This window comes from Clostridium budayi (genome assembly GCF_055396605.1).
In genome coordinates, this window is sequence record NZ_AP042456.1 from 21,829 (window position 1) to 43,149 (window position 21,321).

19 protein-coding genes and 1 riboswitch are annotated in these 21,321 nt (G+C 29.2%); of the genes, 3 read left to right on the forward strand and 16 right to left on the reverse strand.

The window, feature by feature from the left end; genetic code table 11:
• Positions 1–15: 15 nt before the first annotated feature.
• From ACZ5TJ_RS00110 to ACZ5TJ_RS00125, 4 genes are all read right to left on the reverse strand, one after another.
• Complete coding sequence (locus tag ACZ5TJ_RS00110) at positions 16–570, reverse strand: Hsp20 family protein (RefSeq protein ID WP_464200587.1); 555 nt, start codon at positions 568–570, stop codon at positions 16–18.
• A gap of 126 nt (positions 571–696) precedes the next feature.
• Positions 697–2,418: a Na+/H+ antiporter NhaC family protein gene (locus ACZ5TJ_RS00115; protein WP_464200588.1), complete on the reverse strand. Its 1,722-nt coding sequence runs from the start codon at positions 2,416–2,418 to the stop codon at positions 697–699.
• 115 nt (positions 2,419–2,533) lie between these two features.
• Positions 2,534–2,709: riboswitch (Lysine riboswitch) on the reverse strand.
• 86 nt (positions 2,710–2,795) lie between these two features.
• Positions 2,796–4,046, reverse strand: a complete 1,251-nt coding sequence (locus tag ACZ5TJ_RS00120; protein WP_464200589.1) for an aminopeptidase P family protein — start codon at positions 4,044–4,046, stop codon at positions 2,796–2,798.
• Positions 4,047–4,068: 22 nt separating this feature from the next.
• Positions 4,069–4,509, reverse strand: a complete 441-nt coding sequence (locus ACZ5TJ_RS00125; RefSeq protein WP_464200590.1) for an ACT domain-containing protein — start codon at positions 4,507–4,509, stop codon at positions 4,069–4,071.
• Between the two features lie 249 nt (positions 4,510–4,758).
• Here ACZ5TJ_RS00125 and ACZ5TJ_RS00130 point away from each other — a divergent pair, with 249 nt between their 5' ends.
• Positions 4,759–5,919, forward strand: coding sequence for a dicarboxylate/amino acid:cation symporter (locus ACZ5TJ_RS00130; protein ID WP_464200591.1), 1,161 nt, complete (start codon positions 4,759–4,761; stop codon positions 5,917–5,919).
• Positions 5,920–6,035: 116 nt separating this feature from the next.
• Here ACZ5TJ_RS00130 and ACZ5TJ_RS00135 read toward each other — a convergent pair whose 3' ends face one another.
• The 7 genes from ACZ5TJ_RS00135 to ACZ5TJ_RS00165 form a co-directional block, all read right to left on the reverse strand.
• Positions 6,036–6,797: an ABC transporter ATP-binding protein gene (locus tag ACZ5TJ_RS00135; RefSeq protein ID WP_464200592.1), complete on the reverse strand. Its 762-nt coding sequence runs from the start codon at positions 6,795–6,797 to the stop codon at positions 6,036–6,038.
• On the reverse strand, positions 6,798–7,844 hold the full coding sequence (locus ACZ5TJ_RS00140) for a FecCD family ABC transporter permease (protein ID WP_464200593.1): 1,047 nt from the start codon (positions 7,842–7,844) through the stop codon (positions 6,798–6,800).
• Position 7,845: 1 nt separating this feature from the next.
• Positions 7,846–8,856, reverse strand: a complete 1,011-nt coding sequence (locus ACZ5TJ_RS00145) for an ABC transporter substrate-binding protein (RefSeq protein ID WP_464200594.1) — start codon at positions 8,854–8,856, stop codon at positions 7,846–7,848.
• Positions 8,857–9,071: 215 nt separating this feature from the next.
• Positions 9,072–10,670 (reverse strand): putative ABC transporter permease subunit, encoded by a 1,599-nt coding sequence (locus tag ACZ5TJ_RS00150; protein ID WP_464200595.1) that lies wholly within the window; start codon positions 10,668–10,670, stop codon positions 9,072–9,074.
• Positions 10,663–11,388, reverse strand: a complete 726-nt coding sequence (locus ACZ5TJ_RS00155; protein WP_464200596.1) for an ABC transporter ATP-binding protein — start codon at positions 11,386–11,388, stop codon at positions 10,663–10,665. Before ACZ5TJ_RS00155 ends, ACZ5TJ_RS00150 begins: the two co-directional genes overlap by 8 nt.
• Before the next feature lie 44 nt (positions 11,389–11,432).
• On the reverse strand, positions 11,433–11,957 hold the full coding sequence (locus ACZ5TJ_RS00160) for a spore maturation protein (protein WP_464200597.1): 525 nt from the start codon (positions 11,955–11,957) through the stop codon (positions 11,433–11,435).
• 12 nt (positions 11,958–11,969) lie between these two features.
• Entirely contained in the window at positions 11,970–12,545 is a 576-nt protein-coding gene (locus tag ACZ5TJ_RS00165; protein ID WP_039312498.1) for a nucleoside recognition domain-containing protein, read from the reverse strand.
• A gap of 141 nt (positions 12,546–12,686) precedes the next feature.
• On the opposite strand from ACZ5TJ_RS00165, the gene ACZ5TJ_RS00170 reads away from it, so the two are divergent.
• Both ACZ5TJ_RS00170 and ACZ5TJ_RS00175 read left to right on the forward strand, forming a co-directional pair.
• Complete coding sequence (locus ACZ5TJ_RS00170) at positions 12,687–12,872, forward strand: hypothetical protein (protein ID WP_039312497.1); 186 nt, start codon at positions 12,687–12,689, stop codon at positions 12,870–12,872.
• Between the two features lie 79 nt (positions 12,873–12,951).
• A complete protein-coding gene (locus ACZ5TJ_RS00175; protein ID WP_464200598.1) occupies positions 12,952–13,230 on the forward strand; it encodes an ATP cone domain-containing protein in 279 nt (92 codons plus the stop codon).
• A gap of 118 nt (positions 13,231–13,348) precedes the next feature.
• Here ACZ5TJ_RS00175 and ACZ5TJ_RS00180 read toward each other — a convergent pair whose 3' ends face one another.
• The 5 genes from ACZ5TJ_RS00180 to ileS all read right to left on the reverse strand — a co-directional run bounded on the left by ACZ5TJ_RS00180 (position 13,349) and on the right by ileS (position 20,800).
• Entirely contained in the window at positions 13,349–13,969 is a 621-nt protein-coding gene (locus tag ACZ5TJ_RS00180) for a hypothetical protein (RefSeq protein ID WP_464200599.1), read from the reverse strand.
• 151 nt (positions 13,970–14,120) lie between these two features.
• A complete protein-coding gene (locus tag ACZ5TJ_RS00185; protein WP_464200600.1) occupies positions 14,121–14,810 on the reverse strand; it encodes a nitrite/sulfite reductase domain-containing protein in 690 nt (229 codons plus the stop codon).
• Between the two features lie 153 nt (positions 14,811–14,963).
• Positions 14,964–16,340 (reverse strand): MATE family efflux transporter, encoded by a 1,377-nt coding sequence (locus ACZ5TJ_RS00190; protein ID WP_464200601.1) that lies wholly within the window; start codon positions 16,338–16,340, stop codon positions 14,964–14,966.
• A gap of 171 nt (positions 16,341–16,511) precedes the next feature.
• Positions 16,512–17,510, reverse strand: a complete 999-nt coding sequence (locus ACZ5TJ_RS00195) for a LacI family DNA-binding transcriptional regulator (RefSeq protein ID WP_464200602.1) — start codon at positions 17,508–17,510, stop codon at positions 16,512–16,514.
• A 179-nt stretch (positions 17,511–17,689) separates the two neighbouring features.
• Positions 17,690–20,800: an isoleucine--tRNA ligase gene (ileS, locus tag ACZ5TJ_RS00200; RefSeq protein WP_464200603.1), complete on the reverse strand. Its 3,111-nt coding sequence runs from the start codon at positions 20,798–20,800 to the stop codon at positions 17,690–17,692.
• Positions 20,801–21,321 lie beyond the last annotated feature (521 nt).

A 21,321-nucleotide genomic window follows, 5' to 3' on the forward strand; every position in this document is an offset into this window, starting at 1 on the left:
AAAAGCACCTTAAGTTTATTCTTCCTTATAATCTAGAACATCTATAATTACACTATCATTTTCTAACAAATCATTATTAGAAGTTCCCACTATTACATCTCTATACTTTGGAAGCTCAAGTTTTAATTTATAATTTCTATATGATACTTTAAGTCTTGTAGCATCTGCTTCTGGGACATAAAACTCTCTACTAAATTCATTACCAAATTGCATTACAGTCATAGTCATATTATATCCATTAGAATATACCCTATTATTTCTGATATTTAGATAAATATATCCATCTTTATAATCTATTCTTATATTATCTTTATCAATACCTGGGAAATTCCCTTCAATTAAGTACTTGTCCTCTTTATCTATCATATTTGCGCTCATTGCAAAATTCATATTATTAAATCCCTGATTAAACCCTTGGTTAAAATCTTGATTAAAGTTATATGAAAAACCTGAATTAAATAAATTATTTACTACACTATCAATAATATTACTATTATTCATAAAAGCATTAAATGTTTGCGTGAATATGTTAGTAAAATCATTGCCTCCATTTATAGGATTTCTATTCATATTAAAATCTCCAAATATAAGTTTTCCTCTATATAAAGTATTATAAAAGAAGTAAAAATGGTACAAATTATATATAATTTATTCTAAATAAAAAACTATAGCTTTAATAAGCCATAGTTTTTATTTTTAAGATTCTTCCACAGTCTCTATAGGCTTTCCAACAAACCTTACTGCAATTATTAATGCTATTATTGCTACAGGCAATATAATGTAAATTGGAATATTAAGTCCTGCTGGGATATATCCAAATAAAATTGTAAATCCTCCAACAAATAATGCATACCACATTTGAGTTTTAACGTGGTCAATATGGTCACATCCAGCTCCCATTGAAGAAAGTATTGTTGTATCTGAAATCGGAGAACAATGATCTCCAAATATAGCTCCTGTTAAGACTGCACTTGTGCTTACTATAATATATCCCATATCCGGTGATATTGAATAAGAAAGCGGAATTGCAAGAGGCATTAATATCCCCATAGTTCCATAAGCTGTTCCTGTTGCGAATGAAATTACTGCTCCAAGTATAAATATTATGCTTGGAAGTAAGAATAGTGGAATTGAATCTGATAATAACGTTACTAAATATTTAGCTGTTCCTAAATCTTTAATAACAGAACTTAATGACCATGCAAGAAGCAGAATTACTCCTGTGATTATAAGGCCTTTCATACCATCTATCCATACATCTATGGCTTCTGAAATTGTGAATATCTTCTTTAAAACAGCCATTAAAATTGCAACTATTGAAGCAAATATTGCTGATTGGAAAAGTGCTGTTGAAGCATCTGCTGCACTAAATGTTTGTTGAATTGCTTCAAATGAGAAAGGTGAGTTATTTAATACGCTTATAAGAGCAGAATCCGCTCCTGCCATTATTGCTGAATATCCACTATAATAAAAGCTTATAAGTGCTGATATTATAAGAGTTCCTATAGGAATTATTGCATTCCATACACTTAGCTTAATCCCTTCTTTAGCTTCCATTTCCTCACTTAACTTTGAATCCTTATTCTCTACTTCTTTACTTTTTATTCCCTTTCTTGCTCTTATCTCAGCAGTTCTCATTGGACCAAACTCTCTAAGCATAAGAGTTGTTATAACAACAAACGCAAGAATTAATATATTATAAAATCTAAAAGGTATTGTATTTAAAAATACTCCAAAAGCATCTACATCCATACCTATTTGAGTAAATGAATCTTTTATAAGTCCAACTTCAAGTCCTATCCATGTTGAAATTATTGCAAGCCCTGCAATTGGTGCTGCTGTTGCATCTATTATAAATGCTAATCTTTCTCTAGAAATTCTTAACTTATCAGCAACTGGTTTCATAATAGGTCCGACTATTAAAGAGTTTGCATAATCATCAAAGAAAACTAGTAATCCTAAGAACCATGTTACCATTTGAGCACTTCTTGGAGTTTTTGCTCTTCTAGCTAATGCCTCTGCAATAGCTCTAGCTCCCCCCATCTTTGAAACTAAGTTAATAACTCCTCCAATAGCTAAAACCTGAAGTATTATACCTGCATTCCAAGGGTCTGCTAATGAATTTAGAACTCTTTGTATAAAATCTAAAAACGCCTGAATTAATGAACTAAAGGCATTATGGTCAATTATTTGAAGCATAAAGCATCCAGCTAAAGTTCCTATAAATAACGAAACAACAACATTTTTAGTTATAAATGCTAATATAATTGCAACTAGTGGTGGAATTATAGTTAAAATTCCAAACTTGTCTGCATTAAGCGCTCCCTGATCAACTTCTGCTGCAAAAGCAACAGTTGACATACAAAGTGTAAGAATAATAGTAATACCTAATATTAAATAATTTCTACTTTTTCTCATGTATAAATCCCCCTTAAACTTTTCTGTGAATATTTAAAGGTTCATATCTATTTAAAAAATAAAAAAGAACCTTGAGATAGCACCCAAGGTTCTACTTATATACAGTAAAATCTACTTGAATGATAGCTCACCACAAATTTAATCTGTGACAGTCTTATGGATGTTATCCATAACCCCAGGATTACAACTTTAAAGCATTAATTGTATCCTTCGGCGATATTCCCTTTCCTATTACATCACTGTGCTTAACTCAGTAATAGTACTCTTGAATATCGCGCCTCTATCTCTTCTAATTATTCACTTATCATATTAATGTGATTATATACTCACTTCAAAATTTTGTCAATAATAAATTTAGCCCATTTTACTATATTATTTTAATGATTTTGCATAAACTCTTCTATTTCTTTAACACTTTTTATCATATTTCTTGTAAGAACTTCATTTCCATCAGCTGTTATTAAAACATCATCTTCAATTCTTACACCAATACTTTCTTCCTCAATATATATACCAGGTTCTACAGTATATACCATTCCAGCTTCTAATACAGTATCTCTTCCTGGATTATCTATATCATGTGTATCAAGACCTAAACTATGTCCTATACTATGCCAATAATATTTTAAAACCTCTTCTTTATTTTTAATAACACCAAGTTTAATACATTCCTCAGCAATCCATTCTCTTGATAATTTATTAATTTCTAAGAATTTAACTCCAGGTTTTAAATATTCAATAACCTTCTCATTAACTCTAAGAACTGCTTCATAAACTTCTTTTTGTCTTTCTGTAAATTTACCATTTACAGGTATAGTTCTTGAAATGTCACCATTATAATAATTAACTTGTGCACCAAGGTCAAAAAGAATTAAATCTCCGTCTTTAGCTTCTGAATTATTATCTACATAATGAAGTATTGTTGCATTTTTACCTGCTGCTGCAATAGTATTAAATGCATAATCACGTACTCCTCTTCTTCTGCATTCAAACTCAAAATATGCTTCTAATTCATATTCCTTCATGCCTGGCTTTATATTTTTCATTATTGATTCTACACCTTCAATTGTTATATCAATAGCCTTTTGCATTTCTAAAACTTCCTCTGGACTCTTAACAAGTCTTAAAGGTGCCATAACTGGGAATATATTTTTTATACTTACATGTGGATACTTATCTTTTAATTCTTTACAGAATTCATTACTTACTGATGGAGTACTATTAAATCCATCTCTTTCTAAATCAACATAAACAGTAAGTTCTTCACTTTCATTTAGAAGTTTATTTAAGAAAGCTTTAAAATCACCTAAATAAGCTACATCCTTTATCCCGTTTATATCATATACTTCTTCTTTTCTTATAGTCTTTCCATACCATCTTTCTTTTTCTGCATCAGTTTCCTTGATGAACATTTTGGCAGTTAATTCACCTTTTCTCTTAAATAAGACTAAAATATGATCTTCTTCATCAATACCTGTTAAATAATAAAAATTTCTATTTGGAGTAAATCTATATTGTTCATCTGCAGTTTTCTTAGGTGCATTTCCAGCAAATAATATTACTACAGAGTCATCTTTTATCTTTTCTCTAAGTCTTTCCCTATTTAATTTAAAAACTTCTTTGTTCATAACTCTCATTCCTTCCAAAACTTTATTCAACAGCTAATACTCTAACCTTTATAACATCTTCAACTTCACTTAACTTATATAAAAACTTTTTTACATCTCCTTTTATCTTTGATACGTCAAGAGTTATAGTTACATTGGCTGTCATATTTATAGGTATATCTTGATTTATTGTTAATATATTTAACTCTCTTGTTGCTATAAAATCTAATACTCTTGATAGTGCCCCAAACTTATGAGCTAATAATAACACTATTGTTATCTTTTTGCTATTAACCCCGTCTGCCATAGGATATATTGAATCCTTATATTTATAATAAGTACTTCTACTTATTCCAACCTTCTTAACACCTTCTGATATATCCTTTACCCTTCCAGTGTGTATAAGTTCTTTTACCTCCATAACCTTATAAAAGATATCCGGAAGCACGGATTCATTTACAACATAAAATTTTTCTTCTGACATAATAAATTTCCCCCTTTAATTTTTTGAACAAATAATATAATGTGTTTTTAATAGAAATGATTTTTTCTTTTAAATTTATAAATTCATTTCGTATTATCCCCAAAATCACACTTATTACTTGTTATTCTTTATTTTCTGCTCATTTCCTCTAATTATCATCTATTTTCAATAAATGAATAGACGATAAACTAATTATGTATATATAATATCATATAAAAGACACTTGTGCACGAAGGGAGAACACAAATTATGAAAAATTTAGGACTTATTCCAAAATTAATAATAGCGATTATCTTAGGATTGCTTATTGGAACCTTTATGCCAAAGGAAATTGTAAGTATATTAGCTACTTTTAATTCTATATTCGGAAACTTTTTAGGATTTATAATTCCACTTATTATATTAGGTTTTGTTGTGTGTGGTATAGCAGACCTTGGTAGTGCTGCTGGTAAGATGCTTGGTCTTACAACACTTCTTGCTTATGGCTCAACACTTATTTCTGGTTTCTTAGCTTTCTTTATTTCATCAAAAATATTCCCAAGCTTCATTAAAGCTTCATTATCTTTTGATGCAAATAATCCAGAACACAGCTTATTACCACCTATTTTTAAAATTGATATGCCACCTGTTATGTCTGTAATGAGTGCATTAATATTAGCATTCTTATTAGGACTTGGTATTGCATCAATAAAGGGTAAAACTTTATATAATATGTGTTTTGAATTCCAAGAAATAATTCAAAAGGTTATAAAAAATATTATTATTCCTCTTATCCCAATTCATATATTAGGGATATTTGCTAACATGACTTATGCTGGAGAAGTTAAAAGTATTTTCTCAGTATTTTGGAAAGTATTTTTAATTATAATACTTCTACAATTTGGAATAATATTAATACAATTTACAGTTGCAGGAACTTTAAATAAAAAAAATATATTTAAACTTCTAAAAAATCAGGTTTCAGGATACTTAACCGCTCTAGGTACTCAATCTTCTGCTGCTACAATTCCAGTAAATCTTGATGTTGCAGAGAAAAATGGAGTATCAAAAGGAGTTCGTGAATTCGTAATTCCACTATGTGCTACTATTCATCTATCAGGTAGTACAATCACTTTAACTTGTTGTTCTATTGCTGTAATGCTTCTAAACAATATGCCTTTTTCATTTACTACATTTGCAGGCTTTATCGCAATGCTTGGAATCACAATGGTTGCAGCACCTGGTGTTCCTGGTGGCGCTGTTATGGCAGCCCTTGGAGTACTTCAATCTAATTTAGGATTTAGTGAAGCACAGCTTGCATTAATGATTGCACTTTATATTGCTCAAGACAGTTTTGGAACTGCTTGTAATATATCAGGTGATAATGCAATTGCATTAATAGTAGATAAATTTAAATTTAAAAATAAATAAGTTTTTCCTTAATACATTAAATGCTGATTTCTCAGTATAAATTACTATATAAATTAAAAAACGAATCTCTTACATATGAGGTTCGTTTTTTATAATTTATAATTTTCAATATCAAATTACAAAATATAATTTATATTTAGTTTGTTAGTGTATGGATTTACATATATATGAGTATCTACCTCGAAAACTTCTTTAAACATCTCTTTAGTGAAGACTTCATCTATAGTACCCTTATTAAATATTCTTCCATCTTTAATTACATATATATAATCGCAAAAGGCAACTGCTAAATTCATATCATGAATAGTAGTAAAAATAGTTATATTTGAATCCTTTAGCATTTTCATTATTTGAATTTGATTCTTTATATCTAAATGATTAGTTGGCTCATCTAAAACTATGAAATCTGTATCTTGGCAAAGAGCCAGTGCAATCATAACTCTTTGTTTTTCTCCTCCAGATAAACTAAAAAAGCTACTATCTTTATGTTTAATTAATTCTACTTTCTTTAAAGATCTATCTATAATCTCTTCATCTTCTGAACTTATCTCTGAGAATCTACTCGTATACGAAAGTCTCCCCATTGCTACAATTTCTTTTACTGTAAAATCAAATTCTAAATGATTTTCTTGCATAACAACAGCCATTAATTTAGAAAATTCCTTATTTTTAAGTCCTTTTATATTTTTATCATCTATAAATATACTTCCTTTTTTAGGCTCCAATGTTCTATAAATATTTTTCAGTAGTGTAGTTTTCCCACAACCATTTGGACCTATTAGCCCGACAAATTGACCTTTTTTTATGTTTAAATTTATATTAGATAAAAGAGGTAAATCTTTAATATTATAATCCAAATTTTTTATTTCTAGCTTCAATTATTTATTACCTCCAAAATCATAATTATTTAGGCTTATTAAATACAAGAAAAATGGTGCTCCTAAGAGGGCTGTTACAATTCCAATTGGTATCTCTTCAGGAGATAGTACAGTTCTAGCAATAGTATCTGTAACTACCATTAATATAGATCCAATTATCATGCTAAGTGGAATTAATCTTTTATGCCTAGCTCCTATAAATTGTCTTGCTATATGTGGTACTATAAGTCCAACAAATCCAATAACTCCTGTAAATGCAACTATAATTCCAGTTAATAATGTTGATATAACTAATATATATCTAATTAAAATTTTAGTATTAACTCCTAAATTTCTTGCCATAACTTCTCCAAGAAGTAATGCATCTAAATCCTTATAAAATATAGTAGTTATTAAAAAAGCTATTATTAATGCTACTGCTGAAAATTTAACTTGATTATAATTTGCCCCAGCTAAACTTCCCATAGACCAAAACACTGCATTTTTTACTAAGCTATCATTCTTAGCATATACTATTACGAAATTTGTAATAGCAGTGAATATAAATGATACAGCGACACCTGTTAGTATAAGTCTATTTTTTAAATATCTTTTTGTTACTCCTGATATATTAAATACCATTAATGCTGATAGCATTGCTCCTAAAAATGCTCCAACTGTTATTCCAAAGCTCCCTAAAAATGAAAAGAAACCTAATACTATTGATATTGTTGCTCCTGTACTTGCACCAGAAGATATTCCAAGAATATATGGATCTGATAAGGAGTTTCTAGTTAATGTTTGCATCAATACTCCAACAAACGATAATACACTTCCAGATATAATAGCTAAAAATATTCTTGGAAGTCTTAAATTGAATATTATAGATTCCAAACTATTTTCCCAAGTTTTTTGGTAGACTTCTCTACCGAATATTTTATTTGTAAATGCTTTAAAAATTATATTAGTATCTATTTTTACTGAACCTAAAGTTATACAAATTATACTTACTAATACTAATATTAATATTAGTATTAGTAAGTATTTCTTAAAACTTTTTTCAATCATTTTAGTTGTTAAATTTATCTGGATAGAACTCTTTCGCTAATTTTTTAACTGTTCCTGGAATTCTCTCACCAGGATATAATTCAGCTAGGTCAACTTTTATAAACCTATTATTTTTTATAGCATTTACATCTTTTAATGCATCATTTGATTTTAATTCTTTTACTTTTTCCTCAAATGTCTTTCCACCATTATTAGTAGAATATTCTAAAACCATTATTACGTCTGGATTTTTGTTAACTATATCTTCAAATGATACTTGTGGGTAAGTTTTATCCATATTCCCAAATATATTTTCACCTTGTGCTAATTCTATAATATTATTGCTTAATCCTCCGCCTACTACAACAGCTTTATCAGTTCCTGAATCATAACCTAATACTTTTACCTTCTTATCAACTTTACCTATCTTGCTTGTAGTCTCCTTTAGCTCTGACTTAATCTTATTTATTACTTCATCAGCCTTATTGGGTACTTCAAAAATGGTTCCAAGATTCTTAAAATCTTCATACACAGAATCAATATTTGCATTATTATCTGTGGACCTTGGTATGTATGCTTTTATATTATTTTCTTTAAGCCATTCAATGCTTCCAACACCTTTATCTGTGAAATCTCCACCCCATCCAATTATAAAATCAACATTATTTGATAGTATTTGTTCTTTTGATGGATAGGTTTTACTCATTACTGGTACTTCATCATAAGCTTTCTTTAATGGCGGCCATATGTTATTTTCAGCGTATGCTGTGCCAGCCATATCCTTTTGTAAATTAAGGGAAAGCATCATCTCTATCATAGCATTTGTTATTGCTAAAGCTCTAGTTGGCTTAGTATCATATGTCATAGAAAATTTATTTACACTATCATCATGTCTATTAGTTTGAACAAAGTCTAATGTTAATGACTTATTACTCTCTTCTTTCTTATCAGTGCTATTTGTACATCCAATCAAAAATATTAATGTACAACATATTAATGAAACCGATGTAATAAATTTTTTTATTCTATTCATAAAACTCTTCCTTCTTCCAAGTTATACCTTAATATTATAGCGCTAAATATCTTATCTTTTGAAATTTCACCTAAATTATACCATGTAATCGGTTAAATTTTTCACATTTGCATATTAACTTTTTATTAACTCAAAATATTATAAAAATAAAAAGAGTGTTTCTAATATAATTATATTAATTGCTCTGAAACACTCTTCTCACTTTTATTAAATATTTATTCTATTTCCTTATATGCATTTACTCCACTTTTCATCAATACTTTATAAATTAAAACTGATATAACAGAAATACAAACTATATTAACTATAAATAAGATCAATAGACTTTCTATCTTCATATATATGACTGTTAAAAATCCACCAACTCCAAAGAAAATTAGAAGTAAAATAAGTGGTCTAAAATTTTTATCAAACATAGCCTTCTCATCCTCCCAATTAACTGATGGTGACTTATAATCTAGTAAAACTCCAGAAAGAGATACCATAATTATAGTTAATACTTGAATTATTAAACTCATTATAAAAGTAATAATATCTGCTTTTATATACACTAAAATTGAAACTCCTAATAAAATAGCAATGCTATTTATAATAATTGATGATAAAATTTTAGATTTTATTTGTGTTTTATAACTGACAGGTATATATTTTGAAACAATTATATTTTTTCCTTCTCTACTTAAACAAGTTGTTGCAGCATTTCCACCTATAATGGAGAAAATTATTGTAGCCATTGTTAGTGAAACTATCATATTGCTTGAGATATTTCCTACAAATCCTGAAACATTTCCTCCTATAAAAGCTACTCCAATTATAAGTGGAAAATATAAAAGCATAACAACACAATTTATAAAAAATGTAGGTGTTCTAAATATCATCTTCATATCTTTAACTGCTAACGTAACTATAGGAGACTTCTCTTTTATAAAATCTTTATCCTTTTCTAATATATTTTCTCTCTTACCTGATGTTTCAGACATTCCAACTATACTCTTAAAATATAATTTATCTCCAACATAATAAAGCGCAAATATAAGAAGTACTAATGAGATTATTAAAAGTAATAAATTTAATATTCCTTTTATCCCTCCGCTATAAAGTAATACTTTTGCACCAAATATATTAGTAAAAAATATACTACTTATCCCATTCATAATACCACTATTTTCTGAAAGTAAAGTAACCATATCTACTGAACCTGTAGAAAAATTTGCAGAGAAATTTATTAATACAACAAGAAGTATTGATATAACTCCTGATATTGTCTTAAACATATCTTTATGCTTTGATAAGTTAGTAATTCTCATTATTATTAATGAAATTATTAAGCATAATGCTAAAGGTAAAATAGGATTGGCTAGTATTATAAGTATAGAAAATAAATAGTAGAAAACTCCAGCTTTTGATGTTACACCATATACTATAAGTGGAGCAATAATTATCCCTGTGTATATATACATATTTATTAAAGTAACTATAAATTTACTAATTATTATCTCACTCATTTTAAATGGCATTGGCATTAATATTTCCATATCTTCTGCAAAGAAGAAAACATTAAGCACTGTGTATATTCCCATAAGAAATGTTGTAAGACTTCCTATAAGTAGTATAAGAGACAGAAGATATCCTTCTTGGTTAATTTGCTTAAAGAAATCGTAGCTCATGGCTATAGCTGAACATATAGGAATAGATATAACAAATACTAAAAATCCCATAAAAAGCATCATGAGAGTTGATGACATTTTATTATTAAACATTTCTCCTAAGGAATTCTTTAAGAAAAATCTTGTTGCGACTTTAATTCTATTCATTTTCTGTCATCTCCAAGAACATCTTTTCTAAAGATTCACTACCTTTAAATTCTTCTCTCATCTCATTTAAAGCTCCAACAAATATTAGCTTACCTTTATTAATTATTCCAACTCTGTCACATACTTTTTCTGCAACTTCTAATACGTGTGTTGAAAATAATACAGTATTTCCTTCATCAGCATGTTCTCTCATCATTTCTTTTAATATAAATGCTGACTTTGGATCTAATCCAGTTAATGGTTCATCTAAAATCCACACCTTAGGCTTGTGAATTAAAACTCCCATTATAATAATCTTCTGTCTCATTCCATGGGAATAACTTTGTATTTTATCTCCTAAAGCTTGTTCCATACCAAATCTTTTTGCTAATTCACTAATTCTTGGTTTTCTATCTTCTTTAGGAACTTTATAAACATCTCCCATGAAGTTTAAGTATTCAATTCCTGTAAATCTTAAAAACATATCAGGATTATCTGGTACATAACCAAATTGTTCTTTTGCCTTTACAGGATCTACTGATATATCCATATCATTTATTGTTATATTCCCTTTTGTTATTTCAGAAATTCCAGTAATCATTTTAATAGTAGTTGTTTTACCCGCTCCATTTGGTCCTAAAAGTCCAAATATTTCTCCATCTTTAATTTGTAAAGTCATATCATCTACAGCATTATATTTTTTGTTATAAGTTTTAGAAACATGGTTAATATTAATCATAATTCATCCCCCTTTTAGTAAATAATACCACGAGGCGAATTTGTTTACAATAACATCCAATTAACTACAAAAATTGCAACTATTATAGCTGTTATATCAGCAATTACAGCAGCCCATAAAGTGTGTCTTATCTTCTTTATTTTTGCTGCTCCATAATAAACTGTTATTGTATAAAAAATTGTTTCTGTAGTTCCCATTATTACTGATGCTACAAGTCCTATAAATGTATCTGCACCATATGTTTTAATAATATCTGTAAACATACCAATTGCTCCACTTCCTGATATAGGCTTAATAAGAACTAATGGTACAACTTCCTGAGGTAGACCTATAGCTCCTGATAATGGTGCAACTAACTTATTTACTAAGTCTAAAAGATTAGCATTTTTAAATATTTGAACAGCAACTAGCATTGCTAGAAGGCATGGAAATATCTTAAGACAAACCATAAGACCGTCTTTTGCACCTTCAAGGAACCATTCATAAACTTTTCTACCTTTTATCATTCCATAACCTAATATTATAACTACAATTATAGGTATAATACTTTTTGTAAAATTAAAAAGCATAATACTTCCCCCCTAAAAATATTTTTGGAGTATTTTACAACAGACTATGCCAACTATTAAGGCAACTCCTGTTGATATTATTGCTGGAATTATTATTATTCCGGGGTTTTGTGACCCAGCTGCTGCTCTTATTGAAATTATAGTTGTGGGCACAAGTTGTATACATGCTGCATTCATTACTAAAAATAATGCCATATCATTTGAGGCAATACTACTTTTCTTATTAATTCTATCCATTTCCTCCATTGCTTTTATTCCAAATGGAGTTGCTGCATTTGATAATCCCATCATATTAGCAGTTAAATTCATAACTATAGCACCAAGCGCTTTTTCATCCTTTGCCGCATCTTTAAATAAAACTTTAAGTACTGGTCTTAACATTTTAGCTAATATTTTTGTAAGACCACTCTTTTCTGCAACTTTCATAACACCGCACCAAAAGCACATTATTCCTGTAAGTTCAATAACAAAATTAACGGTATTATTGCTTCCTCCTACAATAGCTTCAGTAATTTTATCTGCATTTCCTGTAAATAGTGCAAATATAATTCCAAAGAATATCATTGCAAACCAAATATAATTAATCATCCTATCCTCCATAAAATAAGTACTGTTAACATTTAAATATATGCCTTGCACAAGAGTTTTAGTAGTGATACGATAAATATGTATATAAGATTTTTTTTACTAATCTTACATAACTACAGGTACATTAAAGGAGACAATCATATGAGAGAAGAAAACCTTAAATTAGCTCAACAAGATATTGAAGAAGCTTTAAAAACAGTAGAAGATTTAGAAAAGAGTATTGATACAGACGCTATATCAAAAGATGCTATAAAAGAAAAATTTGTATCATTAAGTGATAAACTTCAAAAGTTAGAAAATATCTTAAAGACTGAAGGTATATTATAGAAGAATTTATAAATTAGAAAATTTAAGAAGCTTATTTTATAAGCTTCTTTTGTTTATTTTCACTTAGGAGGAGATTTTTATGAGAGTTATTAAAAGAGATAATAAAGTTGTTCCATTTGAGTTTTCAAAACTAAAAAAGAGTATAGAAGGTGCATTTTTAGATGCTAATTATTCTTATACTGAAGCTGATTTGCAGCTAGTTTCAGAGGGTGCTGAAACTAGTTTAAAAGAATCTACTAATGATTGTAGGGCTGCATCTTACAAAGAAGTAATTGAAGCTTGCTCTAAATCATTAAAAGATAATGGTTTTAGCTCAGTCGAACAAGCCTATAAGAAAATATATATAACTGATAAATAGTAAAAATTTTATCAGAGTAAATTTATTTCTAACGTTATCTTTCTATTTATATTAGAAATCTAGTGTTAGTAATGAATACAAATAAAAAAGTGGAATTATAATAATTCCACTTTTAAAATTATCTATATGTTGTTTTTGATAGTTCAGGGATGTGTCCATTATCTTCAATCTCTTTTCCATTAAGAGTAAATCTAACTCCATCAATCCAGTATCCTTTATAGTCCCTTTGAAGAACATTTTCTATAAGTGTATATTCTGTAATCTGACCACCAGCAGAACCTTGCATCTTTTGATTCCAGTACTTTTCATCACCAGCTAAATTAATAACTGCAATTTTCTTATTATCTACAGTATCTATTGTTTTTAATTCTATATCTTTATTATCAAAATATTTGCTTGATACAGTACTCAATATCTTCTTTATATTTTCAGCAACTCCTAAACCTACTGTTTTAACTTCTCCTCCACTAACAACCTTATAGTCTACATTTTTAGTAACTATTTTAAAAACTCTTTCAGTTTTATCAGCTTTATCAACGTTATCATTTGGCTTCTCTGTAGTCTCACCTTCTGATTTATCCTCAGGAGTTTTATTTGTCTCCTCAGGCTTTTCTTTATCATTGTTCTCTTCAATTGCTGGTTTGTTATTTTCTACATCAGCCTCTTTCTTATTTTCGCCACAACCAACAAAAGATAAAGCTGCTATTCCTATTAATCCTATACATAATACTCTCTTCATAAATTACCCCTTTACTCAAATTATACATATAGTCTAACAAAGCGCCCATCAACAGTCAATAAATTACTTTTATTTAAAATAAAGGATTATGAGAGGCATTTAATTTAAAAGAAAAACAACGAGTATTAACTCGTTGTTTTTCTTTTACTTATTAAAGCACTTTATCTTTAAAAACATCTAATCCGATTCTGTCTATGAAGTCGCCAAGCTTTTCTCCTGGCTCACCTTCTGCTTTATAAACTTCAAATATTTTATCAACTATTTTAATCGCTTCTTTTTCATCAATATCTTGAATTATTATGTCTGCCATTCTTGGGTTATATCCAGCTGAACCGCCTGCTGTAACTATAAATCCAGTCTTATCTGCTATAACTCCAATATCTTTTGAATATACTCCACCGCAAGCATTTCTACATCCCGCAACTCCAATTTTTGTTCTACAAGGGACTTCCATATACTGATACTTATTTAAAAGTTTCATTCCTGTACCAATAGTGTTAAATTTAGATCTCTTACAAAATCCTGCTGGACACATCTCAACATTTTTAACCGTATTTTGTTTCTTAACAGCTGGTTCCATTCCAAGTTCTTCCCATATACTCTCTAAATCTTCTCCTTTTAAATTAGTTATAAGAATTCTTTGACCTGATGTTATTTTAATTACTCCGTTATACTTTTTAGCAACTTTAGTTATTTTCTCTAATTGTTCTACTGTAATAAACCCACCTGGAATGTGTGGTGTTATACCAAAAGTTCTTTTTCCGTCTCTTACCTTTTGAAGATTTCCATAATGAGTTCCACTAACCATAGTAGGTATACCTGGTTTTATATTATCTGCCATAAAATCCTCCTATAAAATCTACATAATCTATATGAATTTCGAGTTTCTCCTAATTTTAATTATATTATATATTACCCTTTAAATTAATGTAGTAACCTTAGTTACATAATATTAATACAAAATAAAGGTATGCATTTAGCATACCTTTATTTATTATGATACTTCTAATCCTTCTTTCATTTCTACTTCTTCAGTTTTTAATTTTTTAACGGAATATAAGAATATAATTCCTGTTATAATAGATGAAAGTCCATCACAAACTGCTCCTGAAAGCCATATTCCATTTAACTCGAATATTTTTGGCAAGATTAAAATACATGGAATTAATAATATTACTTGTCTAAGTAAACTTAAGAACATTGATATCTTAGCCTTACCTATTGATTGGAAGTAATTTGAACTAATTACTTGGAATCCAACTAAAGGCATCATAAATAAATAAATTTTTATTCCGTTTGTTGCAATTCCTACAAGTTCTGGGTCATTATTAAATATTGCTATAAGTACTTGTGGTGCTGATTGAGTTATAATCCATCCAATAACAACTATTATAGTAGCTGCTATTGCGCCATATTTAACTGTTTCTTTTACTCTATCATACTTCTTTGCCCCATAATTATAACCTATTATAGGTTGTGAACCTTGGTTTATTCCAAATATAGGCATTAAGAATATCATGGAAACACTTGATATTATAGTCATTGCACCAATTGCTAAATCTCCACCATATTCTTTTAATGAATTATTAGCTAATACTTGTACAATACTTGCTGCAAGCTGCATACTAAATGGACTCATTCCAATTGAAAATATACTAATAATTATAGGAAGTTTAAGCTTTAAGTTACTTGCTTTAAGTTTAATAATACTTTTTCCTATAGTGAAATATTGAAATATCCATATTGTTGTTAAAACTTGAGATATTACAGTTGCAATAGCTGCTCCTCTAACACCCATACCGAATCCAAATATAAATACAGGATCTAATATTATGTTAGTTATTGCTCCAATTAACATAGAAAGCATTGCTACTTTAGGACTTCCATCACTTCTTATTGAATGATTAAGTCCAAAACTTAACATATTAACTATTGTACCAATAAATATTATTTGCATATATTGTCTAGCATAAATCTCTGTATTTTCACTAGCTCCAAACATTCCAAGTATCGGATCTAAGAATAAAAGTCCTAATATAGTTATTGCTATACTTATTATAATTATTAAAGTAAATGCATTACCTAAATGCTCTTCTGCAGAATCTTTGTTATGTTCACCAAGTTTTAAAGAAACTCTCGCTGCTGTTCCTATCCCGACAAGCATACCAAAAGCTAATATTATAGTCATTATTGGCATTGTTATTCCAACACCAGTTAAAGCTAAAGGTCCTATTCCCTCTATTCTTCCAATATACATTCTATCAATTATATTATATAAAGTATTTACTACCATCCCCACAATAGCTGGTATAGAGAAACTCAATAAAAGTTTTAATATTGGTTCTTCTCCAAGTCTTTTTTGTTTATTCATATAAACTAACCCCTCCTTATTAATGTCAATACTAATTCCTTTATACATATAGTGATTTTAAAAAATAAATTTATATTTATTTTTTATTAACACTTTTTTCACAAATATTATAATATCACAAATAAAAAAATAAGCCACCCTTATTAAAATAAGGATGACTTATAATATTTACTATTTTACACTATTTCTTTCAACAATTCTATATGGTAATACATATTGCGCTTGTTCAAGCTCTTGCTTATTAAGAAGCTTTATTAACATTCTCATAGCAACAGAACCCATATCGTAACTTGGTTGACCAACTGTTGTTAATTTTGGATAGAATATTTCTCCAACATAGTTATTATTAAATCCAATAACACTTACATCTTCTGGGACTCTAATTCCGTTATCTCTTAATCCATTTATTACTCCCATAGCTAATTCATCAGTAGCACAAACAATACCGTCTACTTTTTTGCCTTTATTTATGAATTGTTTTGCAGCTTCATAACCGCTCTTAACTTTAAGGTCTGATAAGTGAACTAAGTCCTCATCTATACTTATTGAAGCATCCTCCATAGCTTTTTCAAATCCTATGTATCTGTCGCTCCATGCGTTCATTTCGTTCTTTTGAACCCCAACGAATCCTATGTTTTTTATTCCTTTATCTATTAAGTACTTTGTTCCATCATAAGCACCTTGAACATTATCTATAGTAACACTTGGAAGCTTTCCTTCCTTATCTTTAGTCTCAACAAGAATTGTTTTTAAATCTAATTCATTAATTAAATCTAATATTTCATCTTGAAGTGAACTACTCATGTAGATAACTCCATCTACCATTTTTTCTTTAAGAACTTTTAAATATTCTTTTTCTTTTTCAACATCAAAGTCTGAATTACCAAGTATTATATTATAGTCGTATATGTTAGATACGTCTTCAGCACCTCTAACTATTTCAGGATAAAATTGACTTGATATATCTGGAATTAATATACCTATAGTTTTTGTTCTTTGTGTCTTTAAACTTCTAGCAACTATATTTGGTCTATATCCAAGCTTTTTGATTGCGTCTAAAACTTTCTTTTTCGTGTCCTCGTTTACAACGTCTATGTCATTTAATACTCTAGAAACTGTAGCGATTGAAACACCAGCTTCTCTAGCAACATCTTTTATTGAAGTAGCCATTCTTCTATCACTCCTAACCACCTTTGATAATTTATTATACTAATATATTCGCTTTATTTCAATGAAAACCCTTCTTTAATTATAGTTTTCCTAAAATTTTTGTAAATATATATTAAAATATCAAAAACAGGCTAGAATTTTAATATTTTTAATCTAGCCTGCTTTATTTTAATTAAATGTTATTTTACAACCTCAACAGTCATATCTAACTTTTCACCATTAATAGTTACTTCTACGAAGTCAGCTTCACCATTAAATACTATTTCCTTAGTTAAAGTTTCTTTCTTAATAGTATCTTGGAATTTCTTAATTACATCTATTAACATATCGTTGTTTGCAATATAAAGTTTTATGTTATCTAAAACTTCGAATCCTTTTTCTTTTCTCATATTTTGAATTTTTGAGATGATTTCTCTTACATGACCTTCTTCTCTTAATTCTTCTGTTATATGAGTATCTAGAACTACTCCTGTTGAACCTTCACCTGCAAATGCAAATCCATCAAGACCTTGCATTGTTACAAGAATGCTATCAGCATTAAGTTCAATTTCAGTTCCGTCAACATTTATTACTTCTACTCCACCATTTTTAATCTTTTGAGCTAATTCCATTTGGTCTCTTGAAGCAATTTCTTTTCTGATTCCTGGAATTAATTTACCGTAAGCTCTTCCTAGTACTGGTAGGTTAGGTTTTATTTCAAAGTTAACATATTTAGAAAGGTCTGCACCGAATTCTATTTCTTTAATGTTAAGTTCGTTAGCTATAATATCACCATAGTATTCTGGAAGTGATGTTGTTGATACAAGTATCTTTGAAAGTGGCTGTCTGTTCTTAACGTTAGCACCGTTTCTTGCACTTCTTCCAAGCTTAACTATTGTATAAGCTAAGTCCATATCATTTTCTAATTCTTTATCTATAGCTTCAGTGTTAACTTTTGGCCAGCTACATAAGTGAATACTTTCTGGAGCAGTCTTATCTAAGTTAACTACTAAGTTTTGATAAATTTCTTCTGTTATGAATGGAACAAATGGAGCTGCAACTTTTGCTAAAGTAACAAGTACCTTATTAAGAGTTACATAAGCACCTATCTTATCATCAGTTAATTCTGATGACCAGAATCTTGATCTATTTCTTCTTACATACCAGTTTGATAACTCATCTGTGAATTCTTCAATTGCAAGAGCTGATCCTGTTATATTGTAGTCATCTAATCCATCTTCAACAGTCTTAATTAATGTATTTAATTTTGACATTATCCATTTATCCATTACATTGTCTGATACGAAATCAGCGTAATCCATTGGATTGAAGTTGTCTAAGTCAGCATATAATACATAGAATGAGTATACATTCCATAATGTACTTAAGAACTTTCTTGAAGCTTCTCCAACATCATCAATTGAGAATCTAGTTGGAAGCCATGGTGCACTTGCAGTGTAGAAATGCCATCTTGTAGCATCAGCACCTTGAGCATCTAGTACATCAAATGGATCAACAACGTTACCCTTTGATTTACTCATCTTTAAGCCCTTCTTATCAAGAACGTGACCTAAAACGATACAGTTTTCAAATGGATTTCTATCAAATATTGCAGTTGAAATTGCAAGTAATGTGTAGAACCATCCTCTAGTTTGGTCAACAGCTTCTGATATAAATTGAGCTGGGAAGTTTTGATCAAATAATTCTTTATTTTCAAATGGGTAGTGAAGTTGTGCAAATGGCATTGATCCTGAGTCAAACCAACAGTCGATAACTTCGTGAGTTCTCTTCATTTCTTTATTACAATGAGGACAAGTTAAGTTAACTTTATCTATAAATGGTTTGTGTAATTCTATATCATCTGGAACATTAATTCCTTTTTCTTTTAATTCTTCAATGCTTCCGATACATTCTTTATGTCCGCATTCACATTCCCATATTGGAAGTGGTGTACCCCAGTATCTATCTCTTGAAATACCCCAGTCAATAACATTTTCTAAGAACTTACCGAATCTACCAGTTCTTATGTTGTCTGGTAACCAGTTAATCTTATCGTTATTTGCTAATAATTTATCTCTTAAAGTTGTCATAGCTACAAACCAGCTATCTTTTGGATAGTAAAGAAGTGGTGTGTCACATCTCCAGCAGTGTGGATATGAGTGAGTATGTTTTTCAGCTTTAAATAATTTATTTTCATTTTCTAAGTAGTCACAAATTTGTTGATCGCACTTTTTAACTAATTTTCCTGCCCATGGAGTTACTTCTTCAACGAACTTACCTTCTGTATCAACTAAGTTTATAAATGCCATGTTGTTCTTTTTAGCAACTAAGCTATCGTCTTCACCATAAGCTGGTGCTATATGAACTATTCCAGTACCGTCTGAAAGTGTTACGAAATCTCCGTGAATTACTTCAAATGCCTTTCCTTCTGGTTTGTGGAATGGTAGTAATTGTTCGTACTTCATTCCAAGTAAATCTGCACCCTTGAATTCTTTAACTACTTCAAAGTCTTCTCCAAGTACCTTTGGTGCTAATTCTTTAGCTAAAATGTAAGTTTCATCTCCTACTTTAGCTTCAATGTAATCATATGCTTTGTTTAAACATAAAGCTACGTTTGAAGGTAATGTCCAAGGAGTTGTTGTCCAAGCTAGTATGTATTTATTTTCTTCTCCTGAAACTTTAAACTTAGCTACTGCAGTTAAGTCTTTAACATCTTTGTATCCTTGTGATACTTCGTGTGATGAAAGAGCTGTTCCACATCTTGGGCAGTAAGGCATAACCTTATGTCCTTTATATAGAAGGTCTTTTTCCCACATTTGTTTTAATGCCCACCATACTGATTCAATGTATGGGTTATGGTATGTTACATATGGATCATCCATATCAACCCAATAACCGATCTTGTCAGTCATCTTTTCCCACATATTTACGTATGTGAATACACTATCTTTACATTCTTTAACGAATTTTTCTACGCCATAATCTTCGATTTGTTCTTTACCTGAAATTCCAAGTTTCTTTTCTATTTCAAGTTCAACTGGAAGTCCATGAGTATCCCAACCTGCTTTTCTTATAACTTTAAAGCCTCTCATAACTTTATATCTTGGGATTATATCCTTCATAACTCTTGTAAGGATATGACCTACGTGTGGTCTTCCGTTAGCTGTTGGAGGTCCATCATAAAAAGTGAAATATTCACCATCTTGGTTCATATCAAAATTCTTTTTGATTACATTTCTTGCTTTCCAAAGGTTAGCAATCTCTTGTTCCATACCTACAAAACCATTTGTAAGTTCTACTTTTTTGTACATGTAAAATCTCCTTTCTTTATATATAAATTTTAATTTTTTGTATAAAAAAAACCTCACCCTACTATAGGACGAAGTAAATACTCGCTATACCACCCATGGTAATAATACAATTATTAATGTTATAAAAAATAACGTTATAATAACAGATTTTCTCTTCTATTATTTAATTAATAATTGGCTAAATTCAAGTACTATCATACTCTATTCTTTAACGCAGAATTACGGGTTAACTTAATAAGCAATAATATGCCTTTAGGCCACCAACTCCTAGGTGATTTTCATTAATACTTATTATAGTTTTGCACCAAACAACTACTCTCTTTAAATAAGTTTATTAACTACTTTTCCTAATCATTGTCTTTATTAAAAACATTATATATTATGCCCCTAAAAAAGTCAATTAAACCCTATTTTTAAATTTTTCTAATTTAATTAATAAAAATTATTAATTAGTATTGATTTTCTTTTCTCTTAGTGTTTAAATTATTATATAAAATCAAATTGAAATTTAATCGTAAAAT

Excerpts from the sequence above, each read along its gene's own strand:
- ACZ5TJ_RS00110 (WP_464200587.1), bottom strand. The coding sequence starts at position 570 with ATGAATAGAAATCCTATAAATGGAGGCAATGATTTTACTAACATATTC.
- ACZ5TJ_RS00145 (WP_464200594.1), bottom strand. The coding sequence starts at position 8,856 with ATGAATAGAATAAAAAAATTTATTACATCGGTTTCATTAATATGTTGT.
- ileS (WP_464200603.1), bottom strand. The coding sequence starts at position 20,800 with ATGTACAAAAAAGTAGAACTTACAAATGGTTTTGTAGGTATGGAACAA.
- ACZ5TJ_RS00140 (WP_464200593.1), bottom strand. The coding sequence starts at position 7,844 with ATGATTGAAAAAAGTTTTAAGAAATACTTACTAATACTAATATTAATA.
- ACZ5TJ_RS00120 (WP_464200589.1), bottom strand. The coding sequence starts at position 4,046 with ATGAACAAAGAAGTTTTTAAATTAAATAGGGAAAGACTTAGAGAAAAG.
- ACZ5TJ_RS00165 (WP_039312498.1), bottom strand. The coding sequence starts at position 12,545 with ATGATTAATTATATTTGGTTTGCAATGATATTCTTTGGAATTATATTT.
- ACZ5TJ_RS00115 (WP_464200588.1), bottom strand. The coding sequence starts at position 2,418 with ATGAGAAAAAGTAGAAATTATTTAATATTAGGTATTACTATTATTCTT.
- ACZ5TJ_RS00185 (WP_464200600.1), bottom strand. The coding sequence starts at position 14,810 with ATGGCAGATAATATAAAACCAGGTATACCTACTATGGTTAGTGGAACT.
- ACZ5TJ_RS00150 (WP_464200595.1), bottom strand. The coding sequence starts at position 10,670 with ATGAATAGAATTAAAGTCGCAACAAGATTTTTCTTAAAGAATTCCTTA.
- ACZ5TJ_RS00155 (WP_464200596.1), bottom strand. The coding sequence starts at position 11,388 with ATGATTAATATTAACCATGTTTCTAAAACTTATAACAAAAAATATAAT.
- ACZ5TJ_RS00190 (WP_464200601.1), bottom strand. The coding sequence starts at position 16,340 with ATGAATAAACAAAAAAGACTTGGAGAAGAACCAATATTAAAACTTTTA.
- ACZ5TJ_RS00180 (WP_464200599.1), bottom strand. The coding sequence starts at position 13,969 with ATGAAGAGAGTATTATGTATAGGATTAATAGGAATAGCAGCTTTATCT.
- ACZ5TJ_RS00125 (WP_464200590.1), bottom strand. The coding sequence starts at position 4,509 with ATGTCAGAAGAAAAATTTTATGTTGTAAATGAATCCGTGCTTCCGGAT.
- ACZ5TJ_RS00160 (WP_464200597.1), bottom strand. The coding sequence starts at position 11,957 with ATGCTTTTTAATTTTACAAAAAGTATTATACCTATAATTGTAGTTATA.
- ACZ5TJ_RS00170 (WP_039312497.1), top strand. The coding sequence starts at position 12,687 with ATGAGAGAAGAAAACCTTAAATTAGCTCAACAAGATATTGAAGAAGCT.
- ACZ5TJ_RS00130 (WP_464200591.1), top strand. The coding sequence starts at position 4,759 with ATGAAAAATTTAGGACTTATTCCAAAATTAATAATAGCGATTATCTTA.
- ACZ5TJ_RS00175 (WP_464200598.1), top strand. The coding sequence starts at position 12,952 with ATGAGAGTTATTAAAAGAGATAATAAAGTTGTTCCATTTGAGTTTTCA.
- ACZ5TJ_RS00195 (WP_464200602.1), bottom strand. The coding sequence starts at position 17,510 with ATGGCTACTTCAATAAAAGATGTTGCTAGAGAAGCTGGTGTTTCAATC.